This window comes from Mesorhizobium sp. WSM4820 (assembly GCF_055811075.1).
Genome location: NZ_JBVVQN010000008.1, coordinates 1 through 26,009 on the forward strand (window position 1 = coordinate 1; position 26,009 = coordinate 26,009).

Sequence of the window (26,009 nt, forward strand, 5' to 3'; positions counted from 1 at the left end):
TTGTGGAGCTTGCTGCGCGCGCATCAGCAGCGGGCGGCATTCACCCGGCGAATGGCCGACCGGGAAAGTGAGTTGGCCCGCGTTGACATGGCGGCAAAGCTGCAGGAACGGTCGAGAGAATACGAAGCGGACGCCGAAGTGATCGAACGAATTCTCGAAAGCAGGCGTGGCATAGTGGCAGAGAATGGCGCGACGACGAAGCAAAACTGATCCGGCCTCGCCAACACTTCGGGCGGCGCTGCAGGGAAGGATGCTCCGTCTCCCGTTTGTCGGATAGGCGCATCGGCCGGCGGCATAGCCGCACTTCCGAAATTCATTCCCGACGCGCACTCGACAGCGGACTCGTTTATGTTGTCAGCATTCCGATGCCGAGCACAAGAGCGAACCGGCGAGCATCATTCAGGGTTGCGCACAGTTGGAATCGGAGGTCGTGACGGCGATCAAACGGAACCGGATCTATGTGATCCCCGGTCAGCTCGCTCAATCGCCCGGGCGATTGTACCCTCCACCCGCTCGAAGACGGTTACTGCCGTGGTCTAAGAAAGTTTCGTGTTCGGCACTATGAGGACCGTGGATTGCCGATCGGCCCGAAGGAACAAACAGCACCCACTTTGGTTAAAGCTGCGCGTGCCACCAGACACGCGTTTCTCACACTCGGAGACGATGATGGCTACGAAAAAGGAATCGCAAAGCAAGGCCAAGGGCCTCGAAGATCTTTTCCACGACGGACTGAAGGACGTCTACTACGCAGAGCGCAAAATCCTGACTGCGCTGAAGAAGATGGCGAAGGGTGCCGAATCCGACCAACTGACCGCCGCATTCGAAAAGCACCGCGACGAGACGGAGGCGCAGATCGAACGGCTGCAGCAGGTCTTCGAGATTTTCGGCAAGCGGGCACAAGGAAAGACATGTCCCGCGATCGACGGCATCATTGAGGAAGGACAGGAGATACTGGAGGAATTCAAGGAAGCTCCAGCTCTGGACGCTGGTCTTGTGGCGGCGGCGCAAGAGGTTGAACACTATGAGATCGCCCGCTATAGCACCCTGATCACCTGGGCCGGACTGCTCGGCCTAAAGGATGCCGTGCCGCTGCTCGAGGAGACGCTCGAAGAGGAAAAGGCGACTGACGAAGCCCTGACGCAGCTTGGAGAGACCAGCGTCAACGAGAGAGCGATGCAGGAAGCTGCCTAGTTAAGAGAGAACGCGCCTCCGGACAACGGCGGCGCGCCTTTGTCGCCGGTGCTGGCCGGCCGGGCGCCAAGCCCGCGGCAGCTCCTGTTCGAGCCTAACATCTCTGTCACGTGAAAATCGATTGAACGAAAGCACGATCGCGTTCGTGCGCTTTGGGAATGGATGTAGCCCGTGTGGGAGGAGGCGGCTGTTTTTTTGCTTCCGGGTGGAACCCGATCTGGCGACAATAGTTCGGTGCGGCAACAAAGCGCTGTGCTGTCGGATCGGGGAGATCAATGCGGGAAAGACAAGCATTCACCGACAAAGAAAAACAAGACAGAAAAGAGCGCACATCGGATGCTGCGCGAGAATTGATCGAGGTCGAGCGCGCGGCACGAGACGCAAAGACGGCTCGGCTTCGGGAACAACGACTGAGGACTGAAACCGCTCTTCCTCCGGCACCGAAACCGAAGAGGAATTGGAAGATCAAGAAGTCGTAATAGCCACGCTGCACCTGGCGCTCTTCAATCGTCGGCGGCTGTCTCAAGGCGCAGTTTAATTACAGGCTGCAGCGGCTGGTGCTCGGTCCACGACCACCCTGATCCGACCCTTCGTTGTAGTCGTAGGCAGCGTCAGATAATTCGCTACGTTTGGTCCTCGCGAGCCCTGCCAATTGCTCTGGACTTCTCTAAGCGGCGGGTGGCGGATTTGTTCCGAACGTGCCTACCCTGGTCTTCAGGAAAACCGATGCAGATTGGGCGCGCAAATACACTGCTCATCGAAACCGCCAGTGAACTCGAGATCGAGAATGCGACTATCGACGGTAAGGCTTCAGGACAACGCCGGTTTACCCAAAGAGTTGAAGAACGGCAAGGCGAAGCAGTGGGCCGGAGGCGGTGAAGCTGCATATCAAGCACCTCCGCGGCGAGCATGACCATATCCGACATGACATGATTCTGCGCTGTGTATCAGCTAGCTCCTGGCCAATACACTTCACGTGTTCGGCGGCTGCTGCCGTTGGCGCTCAGCTTCGGCTGCATGCCATTCTCGGTCGATGGAGCCTTCCTCAGCCTTGTGGAAGTACTGCGAGCAAACTAGCCAGCCTTTGAGCGGCCTTAGCAATGCAACACACGCTCCAACGGTGAGGGGTAAGGTTGTGAGCGCATGCATCCAGTAGGACGGCTCATACGTGAGCTGAAACCATAGTGCGAAAGCCAGCGCCGGGAATGCCACAATCGACATGGAAAAGAAGGCCGGGCCGTCAGCCGGATCGGCGAACGAGAAATTCAAGCCGCATACAACTCCGCGCCAGCTTGGGATAGGTGCTGAACAGATGCCCCTGTTGGCAGCGCGGGCAACGCCCCCTGATACCAGTTAGGACGGGGTTGGTCGTTTCGTTGTAGGTCATCCTCAAAACCACATCACCGCGGCATTGTTCCGAGGCAGGATGCGTCCTCGTTAAATTTCGGCGACGAGGAGTAACTGGTTTTGCTCGCGCCAATGTCGCGTAGATAGCGCAACCTTTAGGGGCTACCACTTAGGTCCGCTCGCCGAACTCTTTCCCGTTTCCAGGCGCCGGACGACGGTCGTCGGGTGGAATCTGGATGACCTGCGCTTCGGTGCGGCCGAACTCACGGCCAATTTGAAATGCCGCGTACAGCGCGCCAAGACTGATTAAAAGTCGAAGCATTGAGATCTCCTTCGGCGGTAGAACTACACGGCTGGCAGTTAGTTCCACAGGGGCGGAACCACAACGTTCAACATTCGTTGCCACTTACCTTGGGCCAAGGAGGACGCAACAGATGGCGGTCAAGAGTACGAGCGACGCGAGCCGAGTTAAGAAGGGTGCAGAACTGGAAGTTGAGCACCTCGCGGAGGTGACAGGCGTGACGCCCAAACAAGCGCGGGCATTGCTTCGCAAGCACGGCGCAGACTGGCAGCGGCTGAAGGACGAAGCTGAAGATTTGAAGAAGGAGGACTAGTCGGGTCGATCTTCGGCGCCACGCCCGCCCCCAAGCATGCAGTCGACAATCCGCCGCCCGATGTCTTTCAGTGATCTCCCAAGGCCTGAGTCTCGTGCCGGCGATGCAGCCTGTCGCGAGGAAAGGTGCGTTGCAAACGCTGAAGTTTAGGCGGTGAGCCCGCCGCTAATGATTGTTGCGCCGTGCTTGCGACGTGAGGCACGCATATCCAAGGCGCAGGCAGGGCAGGGAACACATGGCCTGGCCCGAAGTTGGGGGTGCCAAAGGAGAGAGGGATGGCGACCACGGCTTCGCAGCATCGCCGTTTTCCGACGTCCGCAGGTATTCTGCTGGGCCTTGGCCTGGGCGGGTTCTTTGATGGAATCGTGCTGCACCAGTTGCTCCAGTGGCATCATATGGCGACCAGCGCCGGCTATCCCGCCGACAGTGTTGAGAACCTTAGGTTCAACACGCTTCTCGATGGCCTATTCCACGCCGGCACATACATCTTCGTCGTGCTTGGTTTGGTCGTGCTGTGGCGCACCGCTCACAAATCTCATCTCTGGTGGTCGGGAAAGATGTTGCTTGGGACGATGCTGATGGGCTTCGGGTTATTCAACCTAGTCGAAGGGGTGATCAATCACCAGCTTCTCGGCATCCACCATGTCAACGAAACCGTCCCGCCGGACCAGTGGATCTACTGGGACATCGGGTTCCTGGTTTGGGGTGCACTGATGCTGATCGGCGGCCTAGCGCTGGCAAGGCGGGGCAAACGGGAGTCGCCAGGCGAGCCGCGCTAGTTTCCGGCACTGCACGCATGCACCGTACTGGTCAATCCCGGCTGTGGAACAAATCACGCGCAGCGCGGTTCGGGGCACTTCAGCCAGGGAGGGAAAAATGCGCAGAGTGTTGAATGCAGGCATTCCGTGCGCTCTTGTCGTTGTTGCCGTCAGTCTCAGCGCACTGTCGGATCCACTGCCGCCCGATACAACCTACCGACCGTTGCCCGCCCGTCCATTCTCCGCCGTCAAGGCTGACGACGAAGCGCAGAAGCCGCGCGTCATGGCACGCCAGAGGGCTTTGCTGGAGGAGCGATACGACCTGTCCGATCGCCCCATGCCAGGCACAATGATGTCGGGCGGGACAAAACCTGTCCAGGACGGCGTCCGGGTCAAGCTGGCGAACGACCAGACCTGGCAGGGCCTGGCGGAGATGAGCCCTGGCGAGATACGTGACCGCAAGCTGCTGCCCAATGGTCTTTTGCCGCTGCCCCACGTCAAACAGGCGACCGGAGGACAGGTTTTTCCGGAACAGGAAATTCGTGAGATCGGCCGGCAGGAGGGGCGCGATCTCCGACGCTTCGACGTCGATTTCGATCTTCCCGATCATCTTACGCCAGAGTTCCCGTCACCGATATTCCTGACCACCCATCCGGAGCTGGGCGACGTCTCCCGCGGCGAGTTGCTGACGATCCGCAACTATTATGAAATCATGAACGGCATCATCACGCCGGTTCAGATGGAAGGGCTGCGGCTACTCCTGACGCCATTCCCGCAAGAGGAATTCAACCAGACCGAGGACCGCAAGGTGGCGGCGCAAAGCCTGGGCGTAACCTGCCTCGATTGCCATGCCAACTTCAACACCAACGCTGCCTTTCATCTGACGCCCGATGTCAGGCCGCAGGCCGCGCGCTTCCGTCTCGACACGACCAGCCTGCGCGGTCTGTTCAACCAGCAGATCCATGGGTCGAAACGGTCGCTGCGCTCAGTCGAGGATTTTACCGAATTCGAGCAGCGCACCGCATACTTCAACGGCGATCATGTCAGCGCCACCAGGAAGGGCGTCAACCTGCCCGATCGCCCAAACCAGGTGGCGATGATGGCGCAGATGCAGAACATCATCGATTTTCCGCCCGCGCCGAAGCTTGACCCGTTCGGCCGGCTCGATCCCGCCTTGGCCAGCGAGCAGGAACTGGCGGGCGAGCGCGTGTTCATGGGCAAGGGCCGCTGCGCGCAATGTCATGTGCCGCAAACGTCGTTCATGGACAACAACATGCACGATCTGAAGCTGGAGCGCTTCTACAAGCCGGGGCAGACCTTCAACGACATGGTGGAATTGCCGGACGGGCCGATCAAGACGTTTACGCTGCGCGGCATAAAGGACACGCCGCCCTATCTGCATGACGGCCGCCTGATGACGCTCGCCGATACGGTAGAGTTTTTCAACCTGGTGCTCGGCACCAAGCTCACCCAAGACGAAAAGAATGACCTCGTTGCCTATATGCTCGCGCTTTGACCGAGGCAGGCCGACCGATCCCGGCACATCTTCGAAGGAGGTTCTCATGCGTCTTCTTGCAACTGCTTTGGGGTTGGTGCTGTTTTCCGCATCGCCCCTTATGGCCCAGATCGGAAACCCGGCCGGCATGGCCCCGGATACCAGGATGGAGGCGCCGGGCCAGCCGGCGCCTCACCAGACCAACTACCAGGACCGGCTGTTCGCGCAACTGGCCGCCGCCGGCGGCGCAGCCGAGGTCGAATTCGGCAAGCTCGCGAAAAAGTCCGGCAACTCCGCCGTCACGGCATTTGCCGGCCGCATGGTCGACGACCACTCGGCGGCGAACGCGAGACTGAAATCTCTCGCTGAGACCAACAAGATCCCGCTGCCGGAAGGGCTCGATGAGGAGCACAAGCGGCAGCGGGCCGAGCTTGAAAAGCTCGACGGGCTGAAGTTTGATATTGCCTATATCAGCGGGCAGATCACCGATCACCAGAAGACGGTGCAGCTGCTCATATGGGAGATAGGGTCGGGACAGGACGCCGACCTTCAGCATTTCGCCTCCGAGACTTTGCCGACCGTGCTCGAGCACCTGCAACTGGCGCGCGACATCAAGGCGGAACTGGCAAGCCAAGCGATCGCCGACGCCACCACGGCGCCGACCAGGCAGTAGCCCGCCCGCGGCAACATCAAGCTGTCTCCTGCATTGTTGCTCGGCCAGTCTCGTCGCGCTTTTCTTGCGGTGAGTGGCCGCCTACGACCCCGTGCGCAGCGGTAGTCGGGAACATCAGCGCCAAACTGCCGTTTGGCATATTATCGCGGGAGAAGGTGTTGCAGCGGATCGTATCAGGAGCTCTGGCAGGACTTGCGGCCACGCTGGCGATGACCATCGCCATGCGGCACCTTCATCCGTTGCTCGACGACCGGGACCGTTATCCTTTGCCACCGCGCGAGATCGTCGAGCGTGTCGCCACCGCCGGTGACGAGCAGGACGCGCGAACAAGCACGCTGCTTGCCCATTTCGGCTTTGGAGCGCTGACCGGCTCGATTTTTGCGCTTCTGCCCATGCGCCGTGGCAACGGCATCCTTTACGGCCTCGGCGTGTGGGCGCTCAGCTATCTCGGATGGATCCCCGCCGCCCATATCCTCGCGCCAGCCTGGCGGCACCCCGCCTACCGAAATCTTCTGATGCTGGCTGTCCATGTCGTCTGGGGCGCGACCCTCTCCAGATCTCTGAGCGAGCTCGAAGCCGCAAGCAGCGAAGTGTTTGGTCTGCCCGCCGGCCCAAGGGCGGCGATATCGGAAATTCGTGAGGAGCCAGGCTGATGGCTCCAGGGCAGCGGGCTTGTAGATGCCACGGTAATTTCTCGTTTTCCGTCCGGGTCATTCGCCGGCCTACGCGTAGCGGTCGTGGCGGCGCACCCAGTCCATTCCCTCAGCTTCGTTGCGCCCCATTGGCATGAGGTCGAGTATGGCGTAGGTGCCCATCATCACCTCCACACCGCGGCCGTAGGTGGAGTAGGTGTGAAAGACGGTGCCAGCCTTATCCTTGTAGAAGGCGCTCAGGCCAGGCCATTCCTCGCCGGTTTCCCGCCATTCGCCGAAGTTGTAGTCGATGTGCCCGGTGGCGACCTCTTCGGGCGTAAAACTGACCCGGAAATCGTAGTTGAACGGACTGCCGTTCGAGGACACCCATCGGAACTGCCAGCCCATACGTCTGCGATAGCGCTCGATATCGGCAAGCGGCGCGCGCGAGACGGCGATCATGGTTACATCGTGATGCGCCAGATGCTTGTTCATGCCGTCAGTGTGGTCAGCCATAAATGAGCAACTCGGGCACCCTTCCTTCCACCCCGGCGCGAACATGAAATGTTGCACGAGAAGTTGCGAACGGCCGTCGAAGAGATCGGCGAGCGCACGGGGACCATCCGGCGTGGCAAACAAGTATTCCTTCTCGATGCGCACCCATGGCAGGGCGAGCCGCTCGCGTGCGACCTTGTCGCGAAGATGCGTGAGTTCCTTCTCCGCTCGCAGGAGGTCCCGGCGGGCGGTCAGCCAGTTGTCGCGTGAAACAACAGCGTGTTGCATTGTCAGTCTCCTCTGGTTTGCTGGACGGAAGTGTTGCGGTGCCGCGAACGGGCGGAAAACAGCTTCAGCCACGGCGATACTTGAAAGAGGCTCATCAGCAGGTACATCAGGGCCATTTCGTTGATCGGCATGAAAGGCGAGGCGGCAGAGCACATTGTCATGCCTGGCGAGCCGACAGCAGAAATCCAGGACATCAGTGCAAAGGTCGGTGCGGCTGCGAGCCCGAGCCAGCGGCCAAGATGGACCTGCCCAAGCAACGAAGTGGCTTTCTCTTTTGCTGCAAACATCGTCATTTCCGGTCCTGCGGTCGAATTCGCCGTTTCCACGGTTTCGATAAAAAGACGCTATCTCGGGCAGCCGGAGAGGTGAGAGTTACAAGTGTGACGGGATTTCAATGTGGGGCTGCAAACGGACCTGCAGCAATCGCCTACCGCAATAATCGGGAGCGCGCATTAGCCCTAATCCAACGCAATCTCACCGCGATCGGCCGACACGGAAACGAATGAGACGACTCCCGGTTGTTGGCAGGGTTGACCCAATGCGGTCATTCAGCGCGAGCGTCGCTTGCTGGAACTGCGTTGGTCGGTCGGGAAGCCAATGGTGTTTCTAATGGAACGCTAATATACAATGGACGCTCGAACGAGCAGCGCCTGCCAAATACCTGGGGGAACGCCATGCGAAGCCTCGTGTTCACGATGTGTATCGCCACCGCAACTGCCGCCAGCGCCCATGATTGGTACGAGGACAGGATTGACCCACTGACGAAATTCAAGTGTTGCGGTGGCTCTGATTGCCGCGCCATACCTCGGTCGTCGGTACGGTCCAGGATAGACGGTGGTTACACTTACTTGCCGCATAATTTCAACATCCCACGGGACCGTGTGCAGGAATCGCCGGACGGCCAATACCACATCTGCGAGAGTACCTACGTCGTCACTAATCAGCTGTATTGGCGTTGCTTTTTCGCACCTCGCGCAAATGTCTCTCTAATTCTCCCACATTAAGATACTGTCTGAATTCCTTGCCGCCCGTACAAGTGGAGCTGGACCAGTCCCAGCGCTTCGGCCGGAGAAGCAGCTGTTGTGATCGATCATCCGGGGAACATTTTCGTCAGTCTTCTATTAAGCAGAGAAGCTGGTTTGGAGCAGATCAATGGGCATTTTTTCCGACCTTGATAAGAAATTGACGGAAAATCTCTACGCACACGGCAACGACCTCGTCGATCCTGCTGCGGATCTTCCCGGGAGCGTCGAGGAACGGGTCGAACTCTTGATGCCGTTCGTTCAGCCCGAGGTTCCGCCCCATCGCGTTAGAGACCGTGGTCATGCGGCGCCGGGAGGACAATCGTGTGGGAGCAACGCTGCAAGCGCGCACCATAAACAGCAGTAAACGTCGCCACCTTCGACTTGAATGCCTATGGTCATCAACCCTGAGCAGCTGGCCGAAAGACGTGTGCTTTCGCAGCGCCGGAAAAACACCGACGATGTGGAGGAGATACGCGCCGAATAGAACGGCGACGATCTCGTGGCTGCCGGAGATCGGGGTCCGATGAGAATTCTCGTTGTTGGAGCCACCGGCTTGATCGGCGCTTCGATCTGCGCCCGCCTCGTTTCCCAAGGACATGAGGTGGTCGGCATCGCCCGTAGCCCGCGGGCAAATGCCGCCCGTGATTACCAGACATTGGTGCTGGATATGGCAGCCGCACTACGCCCTGAAGATTGGCTGCCGCATCTGACTGGCGTCGATGCCGTGGTGAACTGTGCCGGCGTTCTGCAGGACAGCCCGCGCGAAAAGACCGGGCAAGTCCATCGCGATGCGGCGGCGGCTCTTTTTCTCGCCTGCGCGCGGGCAGGCGTTGCCAAGGTGATCCACTTCTCGGCAATGGGTGTGGATCGGGCACAGCCTTCGTCGTTCTCGGCGACGAAATATGCCGGCGATCAGGCGCTGATGGCGCTTGACCTGGACTGGATAATCCTTCGCCCTTCGGTGGTGCTCGGCCGGCCCGTGTTTGGGGCCAGCGCATTGTTTCGCGGTCTGGCCTCGCTGCCGATCCTGCCGTCAATGCCAGATACCGGCCGGCTGCAGGTCGTGCAACTCGAGGATGTGGTCTCGACGGTGCTCTTCTTTCTCAATCCCGGCAGTCCGTCTCGTCTGGCGCTGGAACTCGCCGGTCCCGAACAGCTGACCATGGATGAGATCGTCGGTACGTTCCGCCGCTGGCTCGGCTGGGCTCCTGCAGCCAGGCTGGTCTTGCCGGGCTGGGGCGCGCGGCTTCTCTATCGCCTCGGCGATTTTGCCGCGATGCTCGGCTGGCGGCCCCCAATGCGCACCAACGCCGCCAGGGAGATCGCACGGGGGGCGCTCGGAGATCCCTCGGACTGGATTTCCCTGACCGGCATGCGGCCACAAAGCCTGGCGCAGTTCCTCGCGCTCAATCCTGCGACGGTGCAGGAAAAATGGTTTGCCGGGCTTTATGTTACCAAGCCGGCAATCTACGTCGTGCTGCCGTTGTTCTGGATCATGACAGGGATTGTGTCGCTGACCACTGGCTACGGCAACGGCATCGGCCTCATGCAAAGCACGGGGGCTGGCATCTTGTCGGCGCCTGCCGTGATCGCCGGCGCTCTTGCCGACATCGTCGTCGGCGCACTCATAGCCTGGCGGCCAACGGCGCGAAAAGGCCTCTACGCCGGCATCGCGCTGTCGCTGTTCTATCTGGTCGTGGGCACTTTCCTGCGCCCGGACCTGTGGAACGAACCACTTGGGCCATTCCTGAAGGTCTTGCCGATCATCGTCCTTCACTTTGTTGCCTTGGCGATCCTGGAGGAGCGCTGATGCTCTATTTCGTGCTGAAGTTCCTGCACGTCATCGGTGCCAGCGTGCTGCTTGGCACCGGCGCCGGCATCGCGTTCTTCATGCTTCTCGCCCACAGGACCGGCAATGCGGCAACAATTGCGGCAGTGGCGCGCATCGTCGTGGTCGCCGACTTTCTCTTCACGGCAACTGCCGTCGTGGCGCAGCCGATAACCGGCGTCGCGCTCGCCTGGCTGGCGGGCTACTCGTTTTCCGAAGGCTGGATCGTGCTGTCCATTGCGCTCTATATCGTCACCGGCGTGTTCTGGCTGCCGGTGGTGTGGATGCAGATGGAAATGCGCAATCTGGCGTCCGAAGCCGCCAAAACGGGGGGGCCGCTGCCGGCCCGGTATACCAGGCTCTTCCGGCTGTGGTTCGCCTTCGGCTTTCCCGCCTTTGCTGCCGTCCTCGGGATTTTCTGGCTGATGATCGCGCGGCCGACGATCGAGTGGTGACGCCTTACCGCGATAATGCATGTCGCGAAAGCATGCCCTCGGGCTTGAACCGAGGGTGCGCAGCGGTTTTGCGACAACGACATGCATAAACAACAACTTATAGCGCGTCACATGAATCCGTTCAAATTGCGACGCGCTTTGGATGCCATGGCTTCGATTTCGGCGCTGGAACATCTTTCCCATGAATGCGTTCGGCGCGGATGGATCAACCCGCGCGCAAACGCCGACATTCAGCCTCGTCCGCGACTGAAGCGGATGTTCTCATCGTTGGCGGTGGACCTGCAGGGCTGGCGGCGGCTATCTATCTCGCCAGGTTCCGTCATCGGGTCGTCGTGGTCGACGCGGGTGAACCGCGCGCGAGGCTGATTGCGGAAAGCCGCAACTGTCCGGGATTTCCGGAAGGGATCAGCGGCCCCGATCTTCTGCAGCGGCTTCGTTCCCAGGCCGCCAAGTTCGGAGCGACACTGATCCAGGATCACGCGTCATCGGTCGAGCCGACCGTAGGCGGGTTCGGCGCCGAAACCAACGGCGGGCGGATCGTCGCCCGCAAGGTATTCCTGGCGACAGGTATGGTCGATGTCGTGCCTGCAATTCCGCGTCTGCGCGAGGCCATCGCCAAAGGCAGCGTACGCCTTTGCCCGGTTTGTGACGGCTACGAAGTCATAGATCGTCAGGTCGCGGTCATCGGTCACGAGGCGCAGGTGCTGCGAGAGGCCTTGTTCCTCAAGCAGTATACGCAGCACGTCACAATGATCGCACGCTATCTTCCAGATTTTTCCGCCAGCACACGACGCGTGGCCACGGAAGAGAACATTGCTATTTGCGACGCATTCAAAAAGTTTGTTCCCACCGACAGCGGCTACCAGGCCATCCTCAAGGACGGCGAGGTGCGCCATTTCGACGTCATCTATCCGGCGATGGGATGCCAGGTGCGTTCCGACCTTGCGCTGGCAATGGGCGTCAAATGCTGCGACGAGGGCTATGTCATCGTCGACAAGCATCAGCGGACTTCGGTCGAGGGGGTGTATGCCATCGGCGACCTGGTCAAGGCTCTGAACCAGATCGCAGTCGCCTTCGGCCACGCTGCGATCGCTGCGACCGATGTTCACAATGACCTGGCCCTCGGCTACGAATAAGGCCCCTGAACATTAAAGGGCACAGATATACAGTAGGCGGAGTATAGGGCGAGCGGCATGGCGCCAGTTAATGTCATGTTGCTGGGCTCGCCAGCCCTTCCAATAGTGTGTTCAAGGCCGCATCCAAGGGCGCCGATCCCACCTTCTCGGGCACCAGGAGCCCATCGATCGCAAGCATGGTCATGCCGTGGATGAGCCCCCAGCCGGCTGCCGCCTGACCTTCTATAGGCCGCTTGCGAATGCTTCCCGCGGCCTGGCCGCGCCGGAGGATTTCGAGGAGAACATCGAATACCGCCAGCGCCCTTTCATTGAGATGCATTCCCACCGCTTTCCCTTCCTCCGCACTAAACATCAGGCGGTAGAGAGCCGGGTTGGCCGTTCCGAAGGCGACGTAGGCACGAGCTATCGGAGTAATTTGGTCGCGCAGAGTTTTAGGCGCTTCAGATTTCGCTGCCGATAGGGACTCGCGCAGCCGGTCGAACCCAATCATGGCGATCTCCGCAAGCAGCGCGGCCTTATCGGGGAAGTGCTTGTAGGGTGCCGCGTGGCTTACGGCAGCCCGGCGGGCGACTTCCCGCAGCGTGAACTGCCAGCCCTTCTCCTCCCGAAGCATATCCAACGCCGTCTCGATAACCGCACGACGGAGATCACCGTGGTGATAAGGGCGGTTGGATGCGTCCTGCATGGTACCTCAAAGTTTCTTGTGAATACATTGTTGACACTGGCTACTTAAGGGGCTACATCAGGGGCGTAAGTTTCTTCTGTCTACATCGGAGTGGACCATGAGCGCAATCGCAAAAATCAAAGGGATCTATGAGCGGGGCCGTTGGAACCTCTCCAACCTTCTGCGCGCGCCCTTCAGACAGCCAATCGATACCATCTTCAACATGATGCTCCGGTGACCAGCATGCCGTCTCAAATCGAGCTCAGGAGCATCAGCACATGACGACCGACCCATTGTTGCCACTGCACGGCTCCTGCGAATGTGGCGCTTGCTCGTTCGAGGTGCGTACTGCCCCGAAGGGTAGATTCCGGTGCCACTGCCTGATTTGCCAGGCGTTCAACGGCAAACCGTTTGCGGACGTGGCTGCCGTTCGCGCCAAGGGTGTCGTGCTGAAAAACGCCGGCAATGTTTCATTCAAGAAATACCGTCCGCCGCCGAACTTCAATCGCGGGGCCTGCCGGACCTGCGGCAAGCCGGTTGTGGAGGTTGCGGGCTTTGGGCCGTTCAAGACGATGTTCATCCCGGCCAGCAATTTCGAGCCCGGGGCCCGGCTGCCGCCGGTTCGGATGGATATATTCTATCACCGTCGTGTGCTGGACATGCCCGGCAGCCTGCCCAAGTACAGCGGCTATTACCCGAGCCTTTTGGCAGTCGGGAAAATGATCATGAGTGGCTTGTGAATTGGTGAGTCGATTTACTGGGTGCCATCGACGTGATGGTCTCGGCGCTGTCCGGCATCTACCTGTCGTCATGCGGCATCATCGGCTCGATCTTCGGCAAGATCGGCCAGGTTCATCACGGCGCTCACCGAACTGAACTATGCTTTTGGGCGTGACATGGCGGCGCGGCCAGATCCTTACGGCGTTACGGGGGATGGCTCACGTATATCTGTGCCCGTTTCATGCCCGGGGGCCGATAAGCTCTCGAAACCTACCTCGCTAGCGCAGCATGGCTGCTAGCACGAAGGCCGCGGCCGCTACGAGAACGACTGCGGCAATCACCAGCACCGGCCAGTTCTTGCCAGGCTGAAGAACAGGCTCGCTTCCTGCCGGCCGCATCGCATCGCCGAAGCTTGCTTCATTCGTGAACTCTGGCTGTCGCCGTGGACGAGCCTCAGCGACAGGATTTTGCACATCTGCCGCTTCCGCGTCGGTCTCTTCAGGTGCGGCGGCAGGGTCGAACCCCGGGGTCTTATCCCTTGTCGCCCCGGCCTGAATATAGCCTCTCGCTTTGGTCTGATCTCGTCGTGCAGCCATCATGGTCTCTCCCTGGCAACCAAACTTCGATCTGCCTCAGCGGTTCCAGTGTGCGCAGCATTTGCCGAACAGACCCGATTTCTGAACAGATTTGGCGGTGATCCGGCTTCTCCGGAACAGAGGGCGCCGTTCGCAGTTGTGTTGGATCATCGCCTGGTGAGTTGGCCATGCCGTCTGCACTTGAGCAACTGGCTCAATCCGTGAAAGAGCGACGAGCGATCTTGTTCGTTGGGGCGGGGGTGTCGATGAGCGTCGGCCTGCCATCCTGGGAGAAGCTCATCGAGCATATGGTGGATGAACTCGGCCTCGATCGAGACGTGGTCGACAGGCCTGAGTCCAGTTACCAGGCTCTTGCCGAATATTACCGGCTGAAGCATGGCAGTCTCGGCCCCTTGCGCAGCTGGATGGATCGCGAGTGGAGCGTCTCGCGGCAAAAAGTCAAGGGATCGGCGATCCACAAGCTGATCGTGTCACTCGATTTTCCGATCATCTACACCACCAACTATGATCGAAACCTTGAGGTTGCGTTCGAAGTCCACGACCGCGCGTTCGTGAAAGTGGCCAATGCCAAGGATATCCCCAAGGTGAACGGCGAGGTTACCCAGATCATCAAATACCACGGCGATTTCGACGACGACGCGTCTCTCGTCCTGGCGGAGTCCGACTATTTCGAGCGGCTGTCGTTCGAGTCGCCGTTGGATGTGAAGTTTCGCGCCGACGCACTGGGGCGCACTGTCCTGTTCATCGGCTACAGCATGTCCGACATGAACATCCGTCTGTTGCTGTATCGGCTTTGGGAAACCTGGCGCCGGTCCGGTTATGAAAAGAATCGTCCGAAATCATTCGTCTTCATGCCGCAACCGAGCGTCGTCCAGGAAGCGGTTCTCGGACGCTGGGGCATCGACATGCTGACCGAGGAGGCCGATCGGCCGGCGGATGCTCTGGTGGCATTCCTGAGCAAGCTCAGAGACGCGATAGACCAGGTTTAGTGCGTATGCGTTCGGCCGGCCGGGAACATTGTAGATCGTTGCGACGTTCATAGCTGCGAAGGGATGCTGTTTGCGGAGGCCTATGATGGGCCAGTTCCAAATGATCGATCTCGTTTCCGTCATCGACGCCTGCACCACCGACCGCGCCGCAGGGCGATTGGTGTCGATGGCCAAAGCCGTCGAAGAGTTGCGGGTGCTGACCGGTGATTTCATCTCGCCGGACGAAATCGTGGCCAACGCACTGTCGCCGGTGGCGTGGGCGCGCGGCTGCGCGGTTCTGTTCGACGAGCAGCCGGGCGCCGACATCCTGCACGCGCCATGGCAGGACGCCTGACCGGCGCAGGACGCCTGAGCGTCGCCGAAAATCGGCAGCCGCGCCGGCCGGGCGCTGCACGCATCGCATATGCGCCGCCGGGAGCGCTGGCGGCGGTACCGCAACAGGAGTGTTTAGCCACAATCCGTGAAACCGGAGAAATGCTATGAACAAAAACGAGACCCGTTACGAACATGGCGCGACAAAGTACCCGGCAAAGAAAGATGCCGACGCGTCGGATCAATTCTCGCAGGAGGCAGCCGGCAACAAGAAGCCTGCCGGCGGCATGGGCCTGACCCGGTCAAGGGACGAGGTGGAGGACAAAACCCATCAATCCGAAGGGCAGGACCCGCCCAGGCGGTCTACGCCCAGCGCAGCGACCGAAAAGACATCCGGCGCCGGTCCGTCGATCGCCGAGCGTTCCAAGGACGCCAAGGCTCCGAAGAGCGGCCGCCAGCCAGGCGCCTACACCAAGGACTGACCGGCCAGGGAGCTCAGCCCATCATCGTCTTCAGCGGCTCCCTAGCGAGGTTTGCTTCGATCTCCTTGCGGCCCGGCGTTTCCCGCAGGGCTGTGCGCATGTTCTTGTGAAATTCGTTCGGCATGCGCGGCGGCAGCATAGGTTCATATGCGTCGACGACCGCCTCTATGATCACCGGGCCTTCCGCGGCAAACGCAGGTTGCCAAGGACATCATTTGCTCCCAGGCGATCTGGTTGAGCATGTTGTTCTTGATCACCAGAAGCTTGAGCGGAATCCTGTAACGCACGGCCGTCGAAATGTGTCGACAAGGATCTCGGCGGTGTTGGGCATGGTTGCCTCCAGTGTGTTGTCCCGGGCCAATGACCGCCCCAGGCCAAGGACAACCGGGAGAAGCAGGGCGAGGGCGCTTGTAAGAAGCGGCGCCGAGATTGACCCCTCCGGCGTGGACGAGGTGCGTGGCCGCTCCGCCTGTGGAAGAGCTGGGTGAGATAAAGCCGTGAGTGCCCCGCGCAGGGGGCGAGCACCCACAGGTTGGTTAAGACGTTGTCGACGACACCCCAGCGCCGTAGAAACCGGTCTCCCGCATGATGCCGTAGTGCAGGGCCACGGCGTTCAGTTTGCGCTGCCACGTGTGTAGGTTGCGGCAAACATCCCGGCCGCTGGCGCGGCGTATGGGCCGAGCAATTCGCCTTACCGGCAGAAGCAGAAAACGCTAGAATGAACTCCGCGACGGTTCCAACTGCGCCAACGACGAGCGCGATGAGCGCGGCGCTCTCCCGAGCGGATTCTGGTGCAACTCCTACCACGTGGCGCTCATGCACCCGGAGACTTGAGTGCGAGGGAACGTGGGGATTCCGCTCACCCGTCTGCTGACACTTTGACTTCGCTTGGTGCGCGTCAGGCCTGACTTCCGGCTGATCTTCAGATAGCGGCGATGTCCAGCTTCGAGCCGTCGACCAGACGCGACAGGCGGAACGGTGTAGGATCGACGCAAGGCGTGTCGTTTACGACAAGCTCTGCGGCCAGATAGCCAAGCCCCGGGCCCAAACCGAAGCCGTGGCCCGAGCAGCCCGCCGCGAGGACGAGGCCTTTCACCCCGTCCACCTGCGACACCACAGGCACTGCGTCCGGCGTGCAATCGACGAAGCCGCCCCAGGCACTATCGATCTCTATATCGCCGAGTTGGGGGAAGGTCTTCCGGACACTCTCCACCACTTGGCTTACCAGCCATTTTAAGGGTGGAGGATCCAGCACCCGATTCTGTTCGAAGATCCGATCGTCGCTGGTCAGCAGCGCCGGCATTGAATCCGGCCCCGAAAGGAACGATTGGCCGATGCCGAGCCTGACGTTCTTCAGGCGACGCAAGAATTGCGGCATGAATTCCCGGCTATACCGGATAGCCTGGGGCGTGATTTCGAGGTTCGCCTTGCCGCTGATCGCAAGCGTATAGCTGCCGTCCAGTCGGCGCGTGATCGTGCAGTAGGGTGTGGAGACCGCCTCGCCTATGTTGATTGTCGGGGTGGAACGCAGCGCGGTCTGCCGGATGCTCGCTTGGGGGAAACTGATCCCGAGCGGCCTAAGGAAGCGCGAGGACCAGGCGCCAGCGGCGCACAGCACCGCGCTGGTTCTGATGTAGCCCTTCTCCGTGTGCACGCCCGCAATCTTGCCATTGGCCAAGTCGAGCGCCCGCGCGGCGCATTCCTGGTGGATGGTGGCGCCCAGAGCTCTGGCCCCATCGGCGATAGCCGGCGCGGCGAGCGCAGGTTCGGCCTTACCATCCCGGTCCGAATAGGTCCCGCCGACCCATTTGTCGCGCGCTTCGGGGACGCGCTCGGCCACCTCCGCCCGGCTCAGCATGCGGGTGTCGACCTCGTACTCCCTGGCGACCTCACGCCACCTTTCCCAGCTGGCGAGCACAGCCTCGTCGTGAGTGGCATAGACGAGACCGCAGCGTCGAAATCCAAGGTCCCGATTGATATCGCGCGTCAGCTCGTCCCACAGTCGCATGGAGATCACCGAGAGCGGCAGTTCGCGCCGATCGCGGTTCTGCTGGCGGCACCAACCCCAGTTTCGGCTCGATTGTTCACAGGCGACGTGGCCCTTCTCGAGCAGAGCCACAGAGAGGCCACGCTTCGCCAGGAAATAGGCGGCCGTAGAGCCGAGGATGCCGCCGCCGACGATGACGACGTCGACCTCGGCCGGGAGACGCTCATCGCTGTGAATGCGTTCGACTCGGGGCGACATGTTCCGACCAACCTCGGCTGCCAAGAATGCGGAAGCAAAGTTCCGATCAGCCCTTCATCGCATCGTGCGCTCGAAAGAATGTGCCGAAATCATCCAGGACTTCGCCAGATGTGCGGGTTTTTGATCCCTTGATCGATACGAGCTGCTCAAGCCCGACCGAGTTCCAGTTCGGCGCAGGGCGGCGTAACCTGCTCGCGAGTCCGTTGGATCGCGCTTGAGGTTCTGAGCCTGCGAGCGAAGTTGTAGGCGGCAACGAAGTCGGCGAGGTGTTACCTGAGCTGATCGTGGCTCTCGTAATAGAAGCGTTTGACCGTGGCGTCCTTGATCGTGCGGTCCATCCTGTTGCAGCTTTACGCGCTCGCTGCGGCGGGGCGTCAGACGTGGACATAGGCGATCAGTCGCCGAACAACGGAGATGCTCTGATGTTCCATCGGAACACCGCGGGGAGAAAGACTGACGGATCATGGCAAATGCGGATAGCAGCCCGGAGCAGATGAGCGAATAGACGGTTTATTCGGCCGCCATCTCGGAACGATCCCGCCGCCCTGCCATTATCGCCATAAGGACAGGCTCAGATCGGGGTGGCGCACGATTGGTCCGCTTCGGCAAGGACCGTGGCCAACTGCAATCACCGGAAGTGGACGGTTCCGCCAGCGATCTGGGCCTCAAAAAATCGAACGCAAGGCACCTTGGAGGAAACCAATGGCTGGACGCAGAACCCATGAGCAGCAAGTGCGCATCATTGAAAAGCGGGAGAACACGAAGGGCGCCGGCAAGGATTTCGACGCAGAGGCTGACCTGAAGCGATCAGCAGCGGAACGTGAAGCGCTGCGCAAGGGGTCGGAAATCAGGTCCAAGACACCCGACCTCGTTGACCCTGACGATCGCAACATCCTTCGCGGAGAAAACCAGCAGAGCGTTCATCACAAGAACCGTCCCGACGACTAAGAATTGGAGCAAGCCTATGGCAAAAGGTAGCAAGAAGCACATCGGAGCGGGTGCACGGGGAAAGGGTTCCGGTGCAGGCGCCATGACCACCACCCCAAAGGACAAGCTCGAGGAAAACAAAGTCCTGTCCAACCGCGACAAGGCCCAGCACACGAAGCAACGCGGTCTGGATTCCAGGCAGATCGCGACTGAGCAGCGCCAGGATCACGCTGCCAATCGTTTGCGCGATTGACGGCTCAACCGCCGCTGGCGCGCGGTGGCGCGGCCCTGACCGGGGCCGCGCTTCAGGTTGGCTGCGAGCGCAAGGGGAGGGGCCGTATGGCTCAGGCCCATTCGCCACTGAAGAGCGGTTCTATCGGATGGCACGATTTGGTCATTTTGAGTTCGCGCAGAAATATCGCCGCGCTCGACGATCTCCATCGGTTGTCGGTCCTTGCTAGCCGTGGCGTGCTCCTTCGGCAGATCGCGTCGACGATTTGCTCTCAAACTGCTCCGCCTCACGCAGCAGCCGGATCACCTCCGCGTCGGTGGTCTGCTCGAAATCCTCATAATACCGGCTCACCGCAACAAACGGCTCAGGCGTGGCGAGACAGACCACTTGGTCCACATCGGCTTTGATGAGGTCCAGCGTGTCCCGGGGTGCGACCGGGACGGCCAGGACGACATGCGCGGCGCGATCCTTTCTTAGCGCCTTGAGCACCACTCTGACCGTGCCTCCGGTCGCAATGCCGTCATCGACGACGATGACGGTCCGGCCCAGGACCGAAGCCGCAGGCCGGCTTCCGAGATAGAGGGTTCTGCGACGTTCGATTTCCAGCAGTTGCCGCCGCTTCTCTGCTTCGACGTACTCGTCTGACGGCCGGACCAAAGCCATCGCCTCCTCGTTGAGGACGAGCTGCGGATTTTCCCCGTCGACGACCGCGCCGATGCCATATTCGGAATGGCCCGGCGCGCCGATCTTGCGCACAAGCAGCACGTCGAGCCGGGCACCGAGTGCCTTCGCCACTTCGAAGCCAACCGGCACGCCGCCGCGCGGCAGCGCCAGCACCAGTAGATCGGTTGCCGCGAACCTGGCCAAATCGGCGGCAAGCTGGCGCCCCGCATCCGTTCGATCTTTGAACCTCAAGGCGTCAAAGCCCATGGTCTTCACCTCCAAGGTCGAAACCCTGGCGTGGTGCTGCTCAGGCCTCGCCCAAATTCAGCTTGCTGGGGAAACGGCGATTGCGGGCAAATTGTTTCATCAACCCTTGGCAAAAATTGCCGAACCATGCGATTGGCCCCCGGTTCGCAAAAAAAGCTGCTGGAACAATCGATCGCCCTGCTGCGTTCGACTGTTTTACTCCTGCCGGGGGTGCTCGATGGCGCCACGTCCTTTCTGGAAAGGCTATCTGAAGCTTTCGCTGGTGACCTGTCCGGTGGCGATGACGCCCGCAACCACCGAGAGCGAGAAGGTCCGGTTCCATACGCTCAATCGCAAGAGCGGGCATCGGGTGGTCAGCCAATATGTCGATGCCGTCAGCGGCAAGCCCGTTGCTGAAAACGACGAGGTGAAGGGCTACCAGCGCGGCGAGGACGAGTACGTCCTGCTCGAGGACGACGAGATCGAAGCGGTTGCGCTCGAGAGCACGCGCACCATCGATATCGACATGTTTGTCGATGCCGACAGCATCGGCTGGATCTGGTACGACAAGCCGCACTATCTCACCCCTGACGACCCGGTTGGGGAGGAGGCATTCTCGGTCATTCGCGACGCGATGCAATCGACGGGGACGGTCGGAATATCGCGATTGGTCATGTACCGCCGCGAACGCGCCGTCATGCTTGAACCACGAGGCAAGGGCATCGTGCTGTGGACACTGCGCTATGGCGACGAGGTTCGCGACCCCGAGGTTTATTTCGGCAAGATCGACGACGTCAAACCCGACCCGAAACTGATGGATATGGTTTCGACCCTTATCGATGAGCGAACCAGGCAGTGGGATCCCGCCATGACTGGAGATCCCGTCCAGGCGCGGCTGCTGGAGATCATTGCCTCGAAGAAGAAGGGCAAGAAGGGTCCGGCCAAGGCGAAGGCCAAGGCCGAGCAACCGGCCAGCAACGTGATCAACATCATGGATGCGCTGCGCAAGAGCATCGGCTCGGAGGCCGGAAAGCGGAAATAAGCGCCTGGGAGCAGGCTGGGCTGGGGGACAAAGGCAGCACAATGAAGGTCATACCCCGCGATCCTGCTTTCGACAGCACCCGCCGATCCAGCGATTTCCTCCTGCCGCTCGATACGCCTCCGATGGAGGCAAAGGCGGCCGATGCGATTCCCGAAGGAGACGGATGGCAATACGAACGCAAATGGGATGGTTTTCGCTGCCTGGCATTCCGGCAGGATGATGCGGTGGAGTTGCGCGCAAAGTCAGGCAAGCCGCTCGGACGGTATTTTCCCGAACTCGTCGCGACATTGAAGGAACTGCCGTCGCGCCGTTTTGTCGTCGACGGTGAAATAGTCATCTCGGTCGACGGCAAGTTTTCGTTCGACGCACTCCAGATGCGGCTTCATCCCGCCGAGAGCAGGATCCGCAAGCTGTCCGCCGAAACCCCGGCTCGCATCGTCCTGTTCGACATGCTCTGCGATGAGCACGGAACCGTCTGGTTGGCGCGGACCCTGAAAAAACGGCGAGCGATCCTTGAGGCTTTCGTCGCTTCGGCAAATCGCAGGAACATCGTGCTTTCGCACTGCACGCGCGATGTGAAGGAAGCCCGCTCCTGGTTAGGGGATGCCGGACATGGGGCGACAGACGGCGTGGTCGCCAAGCGGCTGGACGGTCCGTACCAACCGGGGGTACGCGCGATGGTCAAGGTAAAGCGATTGCGGTCGGCCGATTGCGTGGTCGGCGGCTTTCGCTATCTCAGCAACAGCCCGCAGGTCGGCTCTCTGTTGCTGGGTCTGTACAACCAGGCCGGCAAGCTCGATCACGTCGGGTTCACCTCGACCATTGCCAAGGATGACAGGGCCGAGCTTACCCGCAGGCTCCAAGCCATGCGCGAGCCACCCGGCTTCACCGGAAAGGCGCCGGGCGGGCCGAGCCGCTGGAGCACCGAGCGCAGCGGCGAATGGGAGCCGGTCCGGCCCGAACTGGTGGTCGAAGTACGCTTCGATCACGTCACCGGCGACCGTTTCCGCCACGGCACCAAGTTCCTGCGCTGGCGGCCGGACAAGGCTCCGGAGCAATGCACGTTCGAGCAAATCGCCTGACTATTCCGATGCATGCGCTTCGCAGTGCCGTCTCAAGCCGCTTTCTTGCGCCGCTTTGCGCGGTCTTCGATTGGCGCTGCGGCCGCGTGGAAATCCTGCCAGGGATCCGACGACAGCGAGGCAAGCCGCGTTGGCGTGTTCTCGACGGTAAAATAGGCCGGTCCGATGCTGGGGCCGAGTTCGTCCCAGGCAAGCGGCATCGACACCGCTGCACCCGGTCGTGCTCTTGTCGAATAGGCTGCGACCGCGGTCGCACCACGCTGGTTGCGCAGATAATCGACAAGGATTTTCCCGCGTCGTTTCGATTTGGTGATGGTCGAGACGTAGCGGTTGGGACTGTCGGCGGCCATCGAGTCGGCAATCGCCTTGGTAAAGGCTTTTACTTCTGGCCATTCGGCTTTCGGCTTCAACGGCGCCACGACGTGCAGACCCTTGCCGCCGGAGGTCTTGATGAAGGGGACAAGCCCTGCATCCTTCAGCCGGTCGCGGGTCTCGACGGCGCCTTCGAGCACTGCCTCCCAGCTCACGCCCTCGCCGGGGTCGAGATCCATGATGATCGTATCCGGACGCTCCCAATCGCTCACCGTCGAGCCCCAGGGGTGGATCTCCAGCGCCGCCGACTGGACCAGGCCGACGAGCCCGTCGAGATCATTGATGCTGATCAGCCGCTCGTCGGGCGGATCCTTGGGGTCGTGGACCAGTACGATGTTCGTGTTGAGCCCCTTCCAGGCATGCTTCTGGAAGAATTGCTCGCCCGAAATCCCGTTGGGACATCGCACCAGCGCCAGCGCTCGGCCGACGATGTAGGGCGACGCATAGCGCCAGACCTCGGCATAATAGTCGGCGAGACCTTCCTTGGTCACGCCCTCGTCCGGCCAGTAAAGGCGGTCGGGATGAGTAAGCTTGACGGTCCGGCGCTGAGGTTGGGGCGCTGCCTTGCTCGTCTTCGGCGTCTCGCGCACGATCTCCTTCGCCGGCTTGTCTTCGCGCAATCCGCGGAACGAGGCGTGGCGCAGATTGCCGTCGGCGGTCCACGCCCGGAACTCGACTTCGGCGACGAGATCCGGCCTGACATAGCGGACTTGCCGAGCCTCCTCGGCGCTCAGACGCTCGTCGAACGGGCTCGACGGAACGCGCATCCGCTCGAGCTTCTTGAACAGGCTCTCGGCGACCGCCGCTGTGTAGCCGGTGCCGACGCGCCCGACATGATGAAGCTTGCCGTGGTCATAGACACCCAGGACAAGCGAACCGATCGCCTTGCGCGAGGTTGTCGAGGGGATAAAGCCGGCCACGACAAATTCCTGCCGCGCCGAACATTTCGACTTCACCCAGTTCTTGCTGCGGCCGGCGCGGTAGGGCGCATCGCGAAGCTTGGAGACGATGCCTTCCAGGCTCAGCCGACAGGCATGTCGCAGCACCAGGGCGCCGTCCTCCTCAAAATGGCCGCTGTAGCTGATGATGCCGCTGTTACTGCCGATGATTTTTTCCAGCAATTCCTTGCGCTTGATTAAGGCAACGTCGCGCAGATCGTAGCCGTCGAGATGAAGCAGGTCGAAGACGTAGAAGTGAAAGCGATCACTGCGGCCCTCGCTGAGATCGGCTTGCAGCGCGGAAAAATCCGATGCGCCGGCTGACGTCTCGACCACGAGTTCACCGTCGATCAGTGCCGTCCCGACAGGGATATCGGCCAGCGCCGAAACGACCGCCTTGCCGAATTTCTTCGTCCAGTCGAGACCGCTCCGCGTCAACAGTTTGACGCGGCCGGCTTCGATCCTGGCCTGTAGCCGGTAGCCGTCGAATTTGATCTCGTGCAGCCAGCGCTCGCCCGACGGCGCTGACGAGACCAGGGTCGCTAGCGTCGGCTCGACGAAATCGGGAAGCGCCGCCTTCTTGGCGCCCTTTATCTTTGACGGTTCGGGAACGCTGACAGTGGCGGGGGCCACTTCCGCTGGAGCTGGCCTGGTGCTGCCGCCGCGGCGCCTGCGAATGCGGCCTGTCTTGGACGACCAGCCGGGCTCTTCGCCGGCGACGTCGTCGATCTTGCGGCCGGTCGCGACGGATTCCGGCCGCTCGTCCAGAATGTCGGGATCACGTTCGGTGCGCGCGTCGTCGTCGTCGCCTTTGATCAGCAGCCAGTTCTCGCGCTTCTCCCGGGGCTTTCCGGCCATCCGCACAAGATGCCAGCGGCCGCCAAGCTTCTCGCCGTGAAGTTCGAAATCGAGATGGCCTTTCGCATAGCCGCGATGCGCGTCGCCGATCGGCGTCCAGGTGCCTCTGTCCCAAAGGAGGACGGTGCCGCCGCCATACTCGCCCTTCGGGATTGTGCCTTCGAAGTTGCCATATTCCAGAGGATGGTCCTCGACGTGGACGGCAAGACGCTTCTCGCCGGGGATCAGGCTCGGCCCTTTTGTGACGGCCCAGCTCTTCAGGACGCCGTCCATTTCGAGACGAAAATCATAATGGAGCCGGGTGGCATCGTGCTTCTGTATGACGAAGCTGTTGCCGGTCCTCGGCGCCCTGCGGCCCTGCGGCTCCGGGGTAACGGAAAAATTGCGCTTCTTGCGGTAGGTCTCGAGCGCCATCGGTCAGCCGGCCTTCCGACGCGGCGCTGTCTGCTTCGCCTTGGCATGGCGCGCTGGCTTTGACTTTGCCGCGGGCTTTCTTGTCGAGGGCTGCTTCCCGCCAACGCCGGCACTCTGGCGCAGCGCATCCATAAGGTCGACGACCCTCTCCCGCTTGGCCGGCTTCGGAACGGCGATCTTCTTGCCCTCGAGCTTTGCCTTCACAAGCTCGGCCAGCGCCGCCTCATAACGGTCGTCGAATTTGGTCGGATCGAATTTGCCTTTCTTGGTCTTGATGATGTGTTCGGCCAGTTCGAGCATCTCGCCCTCGATCTTCAAGTCGGGGATGTTGTCGAAAGCCTCCTCCGCCGAGCGCACCTCGTAATCGAAATTCAGCGTCGTTGCGACCAGGCCTTCGTCATAGGCGCGGACGAGCAGGGTCCGGACGCGCCGAAACAGGACGGTCTGGGCGATGGCGGCGACTTTCTTCCTGCGCATGCCTTCGCGGATCAGCCCAAACGCTTCCTCCGCGTGTTTGTCCGACGGGGCCAGGTAATAAGGCTTGTCAAAATACACGTCGTCGACATCGGAACAGCCGATGAAGGCCGAGACCGACAGCGTCTTGTCGCTCTCGGGAACAGCGGCTGCGACCTCATCGGGTTCGAGCGCGACGTACTCACTCGAGCCGATCTCATAGCCTTTGACCTGGTCGTCCTTCTCGACCGGCTTGCCGCTATCGCTGTCGACGAAGGCGCGATGCACCCTATGACCGGTGGCGCGGTTTATCGTGTGGAAGGCGATCCGCTCGGAGGTTGAGGCAGCCGTATAGAGCGCCACCGGGCAGCTGAGTTCTCCGATTTTCAGAAAACCCTTCCAATTTGCTCTCGGCGCCAAGACGATAGCCTCACTGTCACAAGCGTTACACAGGAAATGCAACGTGGCGGCGCCGAGATTTGTTCCTTTGGCGCCTGCTCTGCGATGATCAGAAGGGTCCTGGGCCAGCAGACAAGCCATTCCGCTGCAACCAAATTCACCACCCGTCGTTGTCGAGCAGCAAGGGAGCGGTTGGCCATGACGGGATTATCCATGAGGAGACTGTCGTTTTTGTCGGCGCTGGTGGCGACTCTGGCTCTGGCGGGTTGCAGCAACGAGGCCGAGCCGACACAGGGCAGCACCAGCAGCACTGAGCCGACCCAGAGCAACACCAACACCGTCGATCAAAATCCCGAAGTCGACAAGGACCCGACGCCGAAGACGACCACGGGCGGCGATCAACCCGGAACGCCGCCCGCGCAATGAGGGATCGGCCGA

Annotated in this window: 29 protein-coding genes and 3 pseudogenes; 21 read left to right on the top strand and 11 right to left on the bottom strand. The window is 60.9% G+C overall.

What is annotated here, in order from left to right:
- A pseudogene (locus AC0L2R_RS14415) lies at positions 1 to 210 on the top strand (chemotaxis protein CheB); the annotation flags it as partial.
- A gap of 456 nt (positions 211 to 666) precedes the next feature.
- Positions 667 to 1,191, top strand: a complete 525-nt coding sequence (locus AC0L2R_RS14420) for a YciE/YciF ferroxidase family protein (RefSeq protein ID WP_473509750.1) — start codon at positions 667 to 669, stop codon at positions 1,189 to 1,191.
- Between the two features lie 972 nt (positions 1,192 to 2,163).
- Here the strand turns inward: AC0L2R_RS14420 and AC0L2R_RS14425 are convergent.
- Positions 2,164 to 2,578, bottom strand: a pseudogene (locus AC0L2R_RS14425) (DUF983 domain-containing protein).
- A gap of 129 nt (positions 2,579 to 2,707) precedes the next feature.
- Positions 2,708 to 2,860: a hypothetical protein gene (locus AC0L2R_RS14430; protein ID WP_473509751.1), complete on the bottom strand. Its 153-nt coding sequence runs from the start codon at positions 2,858 to 2,860 to the stop codon at positions 2,708 to 2,710.
- 112 nt (positions 2,861 to 2,972) lie between these two features.
- Here AC0L2R_RS14430 and AC0L2R_RS14435 point away from each other — a divergent pair, with 112 nt between their 5' ends.
- The 5 genes from AC0L2R_RS14435 (at position 2,973) to AC0L2R_RS14455 (ending at position 6,731) form a co-directional block, all read left to right on the top strand.
- On the top strand, positions 2,973 to 3,152 hold the full coding sequence (locus AC0L2R_RS14435) for a DUF3606 domain-containing protein (RefSeq protein ID WP_128247528.1): 180 nt from the start codon (positions 2,973 to 2,975) through the stop codon (positions 3,150 to 3,152).
- Between the two features lie 275 nt (positions 3,153 to 3,427).
- Entirely contained in the window at positions 3,428 to 3,931 is a 504-nt protein-coding gene (locus AC0L2R_RS14440) for a DUF2243 domain-containing protein (RefSeq protein ID WP_473509753.1), read from the top strand.
- Positions 3,932 to 4,028: 97 nt separating this feature from the next.
- On the top strand, positions 4,029 to 5,426 hold the full coding sequence (locus tag AC0L2R_RS14445) for a cytochrome B6 (RefSeq protein ID WP_473509755.1): 1,398 nt from the start codon (positions 4,029 to 4,031) through the stop codon (positions 5,424 to 5,426).
- A gap of 46 nt (positions 5,427 to 5,472) precedes the next feature.
- On the top strand, positions 5,473 to 6,078 hold the full coding sequence (locus tag AC0L2R_RS14450) for a DUF4142 domain-containing protein (protein WP_287216971.1): 606 nt from the start codon (positions 5,473 to 5,475) through the stop codon (positions 6,076 to 6,078).
- Between the two features lie 158 nt (positions 6,079 to 6,236).
- Positions 6,237 to 6,731 carry a hypothetical protein gene (locus AC0L2R_RS14455; protein WP_473509756.1) on the top strand — a complete coding sequence of 165 codons (495 nt, stop codon included), beginning with the start codon at positions 6,237 to 6,239 and terminating at the stop codon, positions 6,729 to 6,731.
- 69 nt (positions 6,732 to 6,800) lie between these two features.
- Here AC0L2R_RS14455 and AC0L2R_RS14460 read toward each other — a convergent pair whose 3' ends face one another.
- Both AC0L2R_RS14460 and AC0L2R_RS14465 read right to left on the bottom strand, forming a co-directional pair.
- Positions 6,801 to 7,493: a DUF899 domain-containing protein gene (locus AC0L2R_RS14460; protein WP_473509758.1), complete on the bottom strand. Its 693-nt coding sequence runs from the start codon at positions 7,491 to 7,493 to the stop codon at positions 6,801 to 6,803.
- A gap of 2 nt (positions 7,494 to 7,495) precedes the next feature.
- Complete coding sequence (locus AC0L2R_RS14465; protein WP_473509760.1) at positions 7,496 to 7,786, bottom strand: hypothetical protein; 291 nt, start codon at positions 7,784 to 7,786, stop codon at positions 7,496 to 7,498.
- 859 nt (positions 7,787 to 8,645) lie between these two features.
- Between AC0L2R_RS14465 and AC0L2R_RS14470 the strand changes: the two genes are divergently transcribed.
- From AC0L2R_RS14470 to AC0L2R_RS14485, 4 genes are all read left to right on the top strand, one after another.
- Positions 8,646 to 8,882 (top strand): hypothetical protein, encoded by a 237-nt coding sequence (locus AC0L2R_RS14470; protein WP_473509761.1) that lies wholly within the window; start codon positions 8,646 to 8,648, stop codon positions 8,880 to 8,882.
- Between the two features lie 159 nt (positions 8,883 to 9,041).
- Complete coding sequence (locus AC0L2R_RS14475) at positions 9,042 to 10,328, top strand: SDR family oxidoreductase (RefSeq protein WP_473509763.1); 1,287 nt, start codon at positions 9,042 to 9,044, stop codon at positions 10,326 to 10,328.
- Positions 10,328 to 10,801 (top strand): DUF2269 family protein, encoded by a 474-nt coding sequence (locus AC0L2R_RS14480; protein WP_287216964.1) that lies wholly within the window; start codon positions 10,328 to 10,330, stop codon positions 10,799 to 10,801. The genes AC0L2R_RS14475 and AC0L2R_RS14480 overlap by 1 nt, the downstream gene beginning before the upstream one ends.
- A 185-nt stretch (positions 10,802 to 10,986) precedes the next feature.
- A complete protein-coding gene (locus tag AC0L2R_RS14485; RefSeq protein ID WP_287216961.1) occupies positions 10,987 to 11,937 on the top strand; it encodes an NAD(P)/FAD-dependent oxidoreductase in 951 nt (316 codons plus the stop codon).
- Positions 11,938 to 12,010: 73 nt separating this feature from the next.
- Here AC0L2R_RS14485 and AC0L2R_RS14490 read toward each other — a convergent pair whose 3' ends face one another.
- Positions 12,011 to 12,622: a TetR/AcrR family transcriptional regulator gene (locus AC0L2R_RS14490; RefSeq protein WP_473509766.1), complete on the bottom strand. Its 612-nt coding sequence runs from the start codon at positions 12,620 to 12,622 to the stop codon at positions 12,011 to 12,013.
- A gap of 257 nt (positions 12,623 to 12,879) precedes the next feature.
- On the opposite strand from AC0L2R_RS14490, the gene AC0L2R_RS14495 reads away from it, so the two are divergent.
- Together AC0L2R_RS14495 and AC0L2R_RS14500 are read left to right on the top strand one after the other, a co-directional pair.
- Complete coding sequence (locus AC0L2R_RS14495; protein WP_473509767.1) at positions 12,880 to 13,341, top strand: GFA family protein; 462 nt, start codon at positions 12,880 to 12,882, stop codon at positions 13,339 to 13,341.
- 32 nt (positions 13,342 to 13,373) lie between these two features.
- Positions 13,374 to 13,496, top strand: a complete 123-nt coding sequence (locus AC0L2R_RS14500) for a hypothetical protein (protein ID WP_473509769.1) — start codon at positions 13,374 to 13,376, stop codon at positions 13,494 to 13,496.
- Between the two features lie 103 nt (positions 13,497 to 13,599).
- Here AC0L2R_RS14500 and AC0L2R_RS14505 read toward each other — a convergent pair whose 3' ends face one another.
- Positions 13,600 to 13,917, bottom strand: coding sequence for a hypothetical protein (locus AC0L2R_RS14505; RefSeq protein ID WP_473509770.1), 318 nt, complete (start codon positions 13,915 to 13,917; stop codon positions 13,600 to 13,602).
- Positions 13,918 to 14,084: 167 nt separating this feature from the next.
- On the opposite strand from AC0L2R_RS14505, the gene AC0L2R_RS14510 reads away from it, so the two are divergent.
- The 3 genes from AC0L2R_RS14510 (at position 14,085) to AC0L2R_RS14520 (ending at position 15,700) form a co-directional block, all read left to right on the top strand.
- Positions 14,085 to 14,906: an SIR2 family NAD-dependent protein deacylase gene (locus AC0L2R_RS14510; protein WP_473509772.1), complete on the top strand. Its 822-nt coding sequence runs from the start codon at positions 14,085 to 14,087 to the stop codon at positions 14,904 to 14,906.
- An 85-nt stretch (positions 14,907 to 14,991) separates the two neighbouring features.
- A complete protein-coding gene (locus AC0L2R_RS14515) occupies positions 14,992 to 15,240 on the top strand; it encodes a hypothetical protein (RefSeq protein WP_023801331.1) in 249 nt (82 codons plus the stop codon).
- A gap of 145 nt (positions 15,241 to 15,385) precedes the next feature.
- Complete coding sequence (locus tag AC0L2R_RS14520; protein ID WP_091590276.1) at positions 15,386 to 15,700, top strand: hypothetical protein; 315 nt, start codon at positions 15,386 to 15,388, stop codon at positions 15,698 to 15,700.
- A gap of 13 nt (positions 15,701 to 15,713) precedes the next feature.
- On the opposite strand, the pseudogene AC0L2R_RS14525 reads toward AC0L2R_RS14520, so the two are convergent.
- Positions 15,714 to 15,996: pseudogene (locus tag AC0L2R_RS14525) on the bottom strand (thiamine pyrophosphate-dependent enzyme); the annotation flags it as partial.
- A gap of 626 nt (positions 15,997 to 16,622) precedes the next feature.
- Positions 16,623 to 17,945 (bottom strand): NAD(P)/FAD-dependent oxidoreductase, encoded by a 1,323-nt coding sequence (locus AC0L2R_RS14530; protein WP_473509773.1) that lies wholly within the window; start codon positions 17,943 to 17,945, stop codon positions 16,623 to 16,625.
- A 702-nt stretch (positions 17,946 to 18,647) separates the two neighbouring features.
- Here AC0L2R_RS14530 and AC0L2R_RS14535 point away from each other — a divergent pair.
- Entirely contained in the window at positions 18,648 to 18,893 is a 246-nt protein-coding gene (locus AC0L2R_RS14535; RefSeq protein ID WP_473509775.1) for a hypothetical protein, read from the top strand.
- A 16-nt stretch (positions 18,894 to 18,909) separates the two neighbouring features.
- Complete coding sequence (locus AC0L2R_RS14540; protein WP_027154083.1) at positions 18,910 to 19,125, top strand: hypothetical protein; 216 nt, start codon at positions 18,910 to 18,912, stop codon at positions 19,123 to 19,125.
- 204 nt (positions 19,126 to 19,329) lie between these two features.
- On the opposite strand, the gene AC0L2R_RS14545 is transcribed toward AC0L2R_RS14540, so the two are convergent.
- On the bottom strand, positions 19,330 to 20,034 hold the full coding sequence (locus tag AC0L2R_RS14545) for a phosphoribosyltransferase (protein WP_473509776.1): 705 nt from the start codon (positions 20,032 to 20,034) through the stop codon (positions 19,330 to 19,332).
- A 217-nt stretch (positions 20,035 to 20,251) separates the two neighbouring features.
- Here AC0L2R_RS14545 and ku (AC0L2R_RS14550) point away from each other — a divergent pair, with 217 nt between their 5' ends.
- Positions 20,252 to 21,055, top strand: coding sequence for a non-homologous end joining protein Ku (gene ku, locus AC0L2R_RS14550; RefSeq protein ID WP_473509777.1), 804 nt, complete (start codon positions 20,252 to 20,254; stop codon positions 21,053 to 21,055).
- A gap of 41 nt (positions 21,056 to 21,096) precedes the next feature.
- The gene (locus AC0L2R_RS14555; RefSeq protein ID WP_473509779.1) at positions 21,097 to 22,137 is read left to right on the top strand and encodes an ATP-dependent DNA ligase; all 1,041 of its coding nucleotides are present in this window, start codon (positions 21,097 to 21,099) and stop codon (positions 22,135 to 22,137) included.
- 32 nt (positions 22,138 to 22,169) lie between these two features.
- On the opposite strand, the gene ligD is transcribed toward AC0L2R_RS14555, so the two are convergent.
- Both ligD and ku (AC0L2R_RS14565) read right to left on the bottom strand, forming a co-directional pair.
- The gene (ligD, locus tag AC0L2R_RS14560; protein WP_473509781.1) at positions 22,170 to 24,719 is read right to left on the bottom strand and encodes a DNA ligase D; all 2,550 of its coding nucleotides are present in this window, start codon (positions 24,717 to 24,719) and stop codon (positions 22,170 to 22,172) included.
- Positions 24,720 to 24,722: 3 nt separating this feature from the next.
- Complete coding sequence (gene ku, locus AC0L2R_RS14565) at positions 24,723 to 25,592, bottom strand: non-homologous end joining protein Ku (protein WP_473509783.1); 870 nt, start codon at positions 25,590 to 25,592, stop codon at positions 24,723 to 24,725.
- A gap of 177 nt (positions 25,593 to 25,769) precedes the next feature.
- On the opposite strand from ku (AC0L2R_RS14565), the gene AC0L2R_RS14570 reads away from it, so the two are divergent.
- A complete protein-coding gene (locus AC0L2R_RS14570; protein WP_245268702.1) occupies positions 25,770 to 25,997 on the top strand; it encodes a lipoprotein in 228 nt (75 codons plus the stop codon).
- The last annotated feature ends 12 nt before the right edge of the window (positions 25,998 to 26,009 follow it).

Coding starts and splice junctions, on each gene's coding strand:
- AC0L2R_RS14570 (WP_245268702.1), top strand. CDS start 25,770: ATGACGGGATTATCCATGAGGAGACTGTCGTTTTTGTCGGCGCTGGTG.
- AC0L2R_RS14520 (WP_091590276.1), top strand. CDS start 15,386: ATGAACAAAAACGAGACCCGTTACGAACATGGCGCGACAAAGTACCCG.
- AC0L2R_RS14465 (WP_473509760.1), bottom strand. CDS start 7,786: ATGACGATGTTTGCAGCAAAAGAGAAAGCCACTTCGTTGCTTGGGCAG.
- AC0L2R_RS14440 (WP_473509753.1), top strand. CDS start 3,428: ATGGCGACCACGGCTTCGCAGCATCGCCGTTTTCCGACGTCCGCAGGT.
- AC0L2R_RS14515 (WP_023801331.1), top strand. CDS start 14,992: ATGGGCCAGTTCCAAATGATCGATCTCGTTTCCGTCATCGACGCCTGC.
- AC0L2R_RS14530 (WP_473509773.1), bottom strand. CDS start 17,945: ATGTCGCCCCGAGTCGAACGCATTCACAGCGATGAGCGTCTCCCGGCC.
- AC0L2R_RS14510 (WP_473509772.1), top strand. CDS start 14,085: ATGCCGTCTGCACTTGAGCAACTGGCTCAATCCGTGAAAGAGCGACGA.
- AC0L2R_RS14545 (WP_473509776.1), bottom strand. CDS start 20,034: ATGGGCTTTGACGCCTTGAGGTTCAAAGATCGAACGGATGCGGGGCGC.
- AC0L2R_RS14505 (WP_473509770.1), bottom strand. CDS start 13,917: ATGGCTGCACGACGAGATCAGACCAAAGCGAGAGGCTATATTCAGGCC.
- ku (WP_473509777.1), top strand. CDS start 20,252: ATGGCGCCACGTCCTTTCTGGAAAGGCTATCTGAAGCTTTCGCTGGTG.
- AC0L2R_RS14535 (WP_473509775.1), top strand. CDS start 18,648: ATGGCTGGACGCAGAACCCATGAGCAGCAAGTGCGCATCATTGAAAAG.
- AC0L2R_RS14470 (WP_473509761.1), top strand. CDS start 8,646: ATGGGCATTTTTTCCGACCTTGATAAGAAATTGACGGAAAATCTCTAC.
- AC0L2R_RS14460 (WP_473509758.1), bottom strand. CDS start 7,493: ATGCAACACGCTGTTGTTTCACGCGACAACTGGCTGACCGCCCGCCGG.
- AC0L2R_RS14490 (WP_473509766.1), bottom strand. CDS start 12,622: ATGCAGGACGCATCCAACCGCCCTTATCACCACGGTGATCTCCGTCGT.
- AC0L2R_RS14420 (WP_473509750.1), top strand. CDS start 667: ATGGCTACGAAAAAGGAATCGCAAAGCAAGGCCAAGGGCCTCGAAGAT.
- ligD (WP_473509781.1), bottom strand. CDS start 24,719: ATGGCGCTCGAGACCTACCGCAAGAAGCGCAATTTTTCCGTTACCCCG.
- AC0L2R_RS14445 (WP_473509755.1), top strand. CDS start 4,029: ATGCGCAGAGTGTTGAATGCAGGCATTCCGTGCGCTCTTGTCGTTGTT.
- AC0L2R_RS14475 (WP_473509763.1), top strand. CDS start 9,042: ATGAGAATTCTCGTTGTTGGAGCCACCGGCTTGATCGGCGCTTCGATC.
- AC0L2R_RS14540 (WP_027154083.1), top strand. CDS start 18,910: ATGGCAAAAGGTAGCAAGAAGCACATCGGAGCGGGTGCACGGGGAAAG.
- AC0L2R_RS14435 (WP_128247528.1), top strand. CDS start 2,973: ATGGCGGTCAAGAGTACGAGCGACGCGAGCCGAGTTAAGAAGGGTGCA.
- AC0L2R_RS14555 (WP_473509779.1), top strand. CDS start 21,097: ATGAAGGTCATACCCCGCGATCCTGCTTTCGACAGCACCCGCCGATCC.
- AC0L2R_RS14480 (WP_287216964.1), top strand. CDS start 10,328: ATGCTCTATTTCGTGCTGAAGTTCCTGCACGTCATCGGTGCCAGCGTG.
- AC0L2R_RS14430 (WP_473509751.1), bottom strand. CDS start 2,860: ATGCTTCGACTTTTAATCAGTCTTGGCGCGCTGTACGCGGCATTTCAA.
- AC0L2R_RS14495 (WP_473509767.1), top strand. CDS start 12,880: ATGACGACCGACCCATTGTTGCCACTGCACGGCTCCTGCGAATGTGGC.
- AC0L2R_RS14450 (WP_287216971.1), top strand. CDS start 5,473: ATGCGTCTTCTTGCAACTGCTTTGGGGTTGGTGCTGTTTTCCGCATCG.
- AC0L2R_RS14485 (WP_287216961.1), top strand. CDS start 10,987: ATGCGTTCGGCGCGGATGGATCAACCCGCGCGCAAACGCCGACATTCA.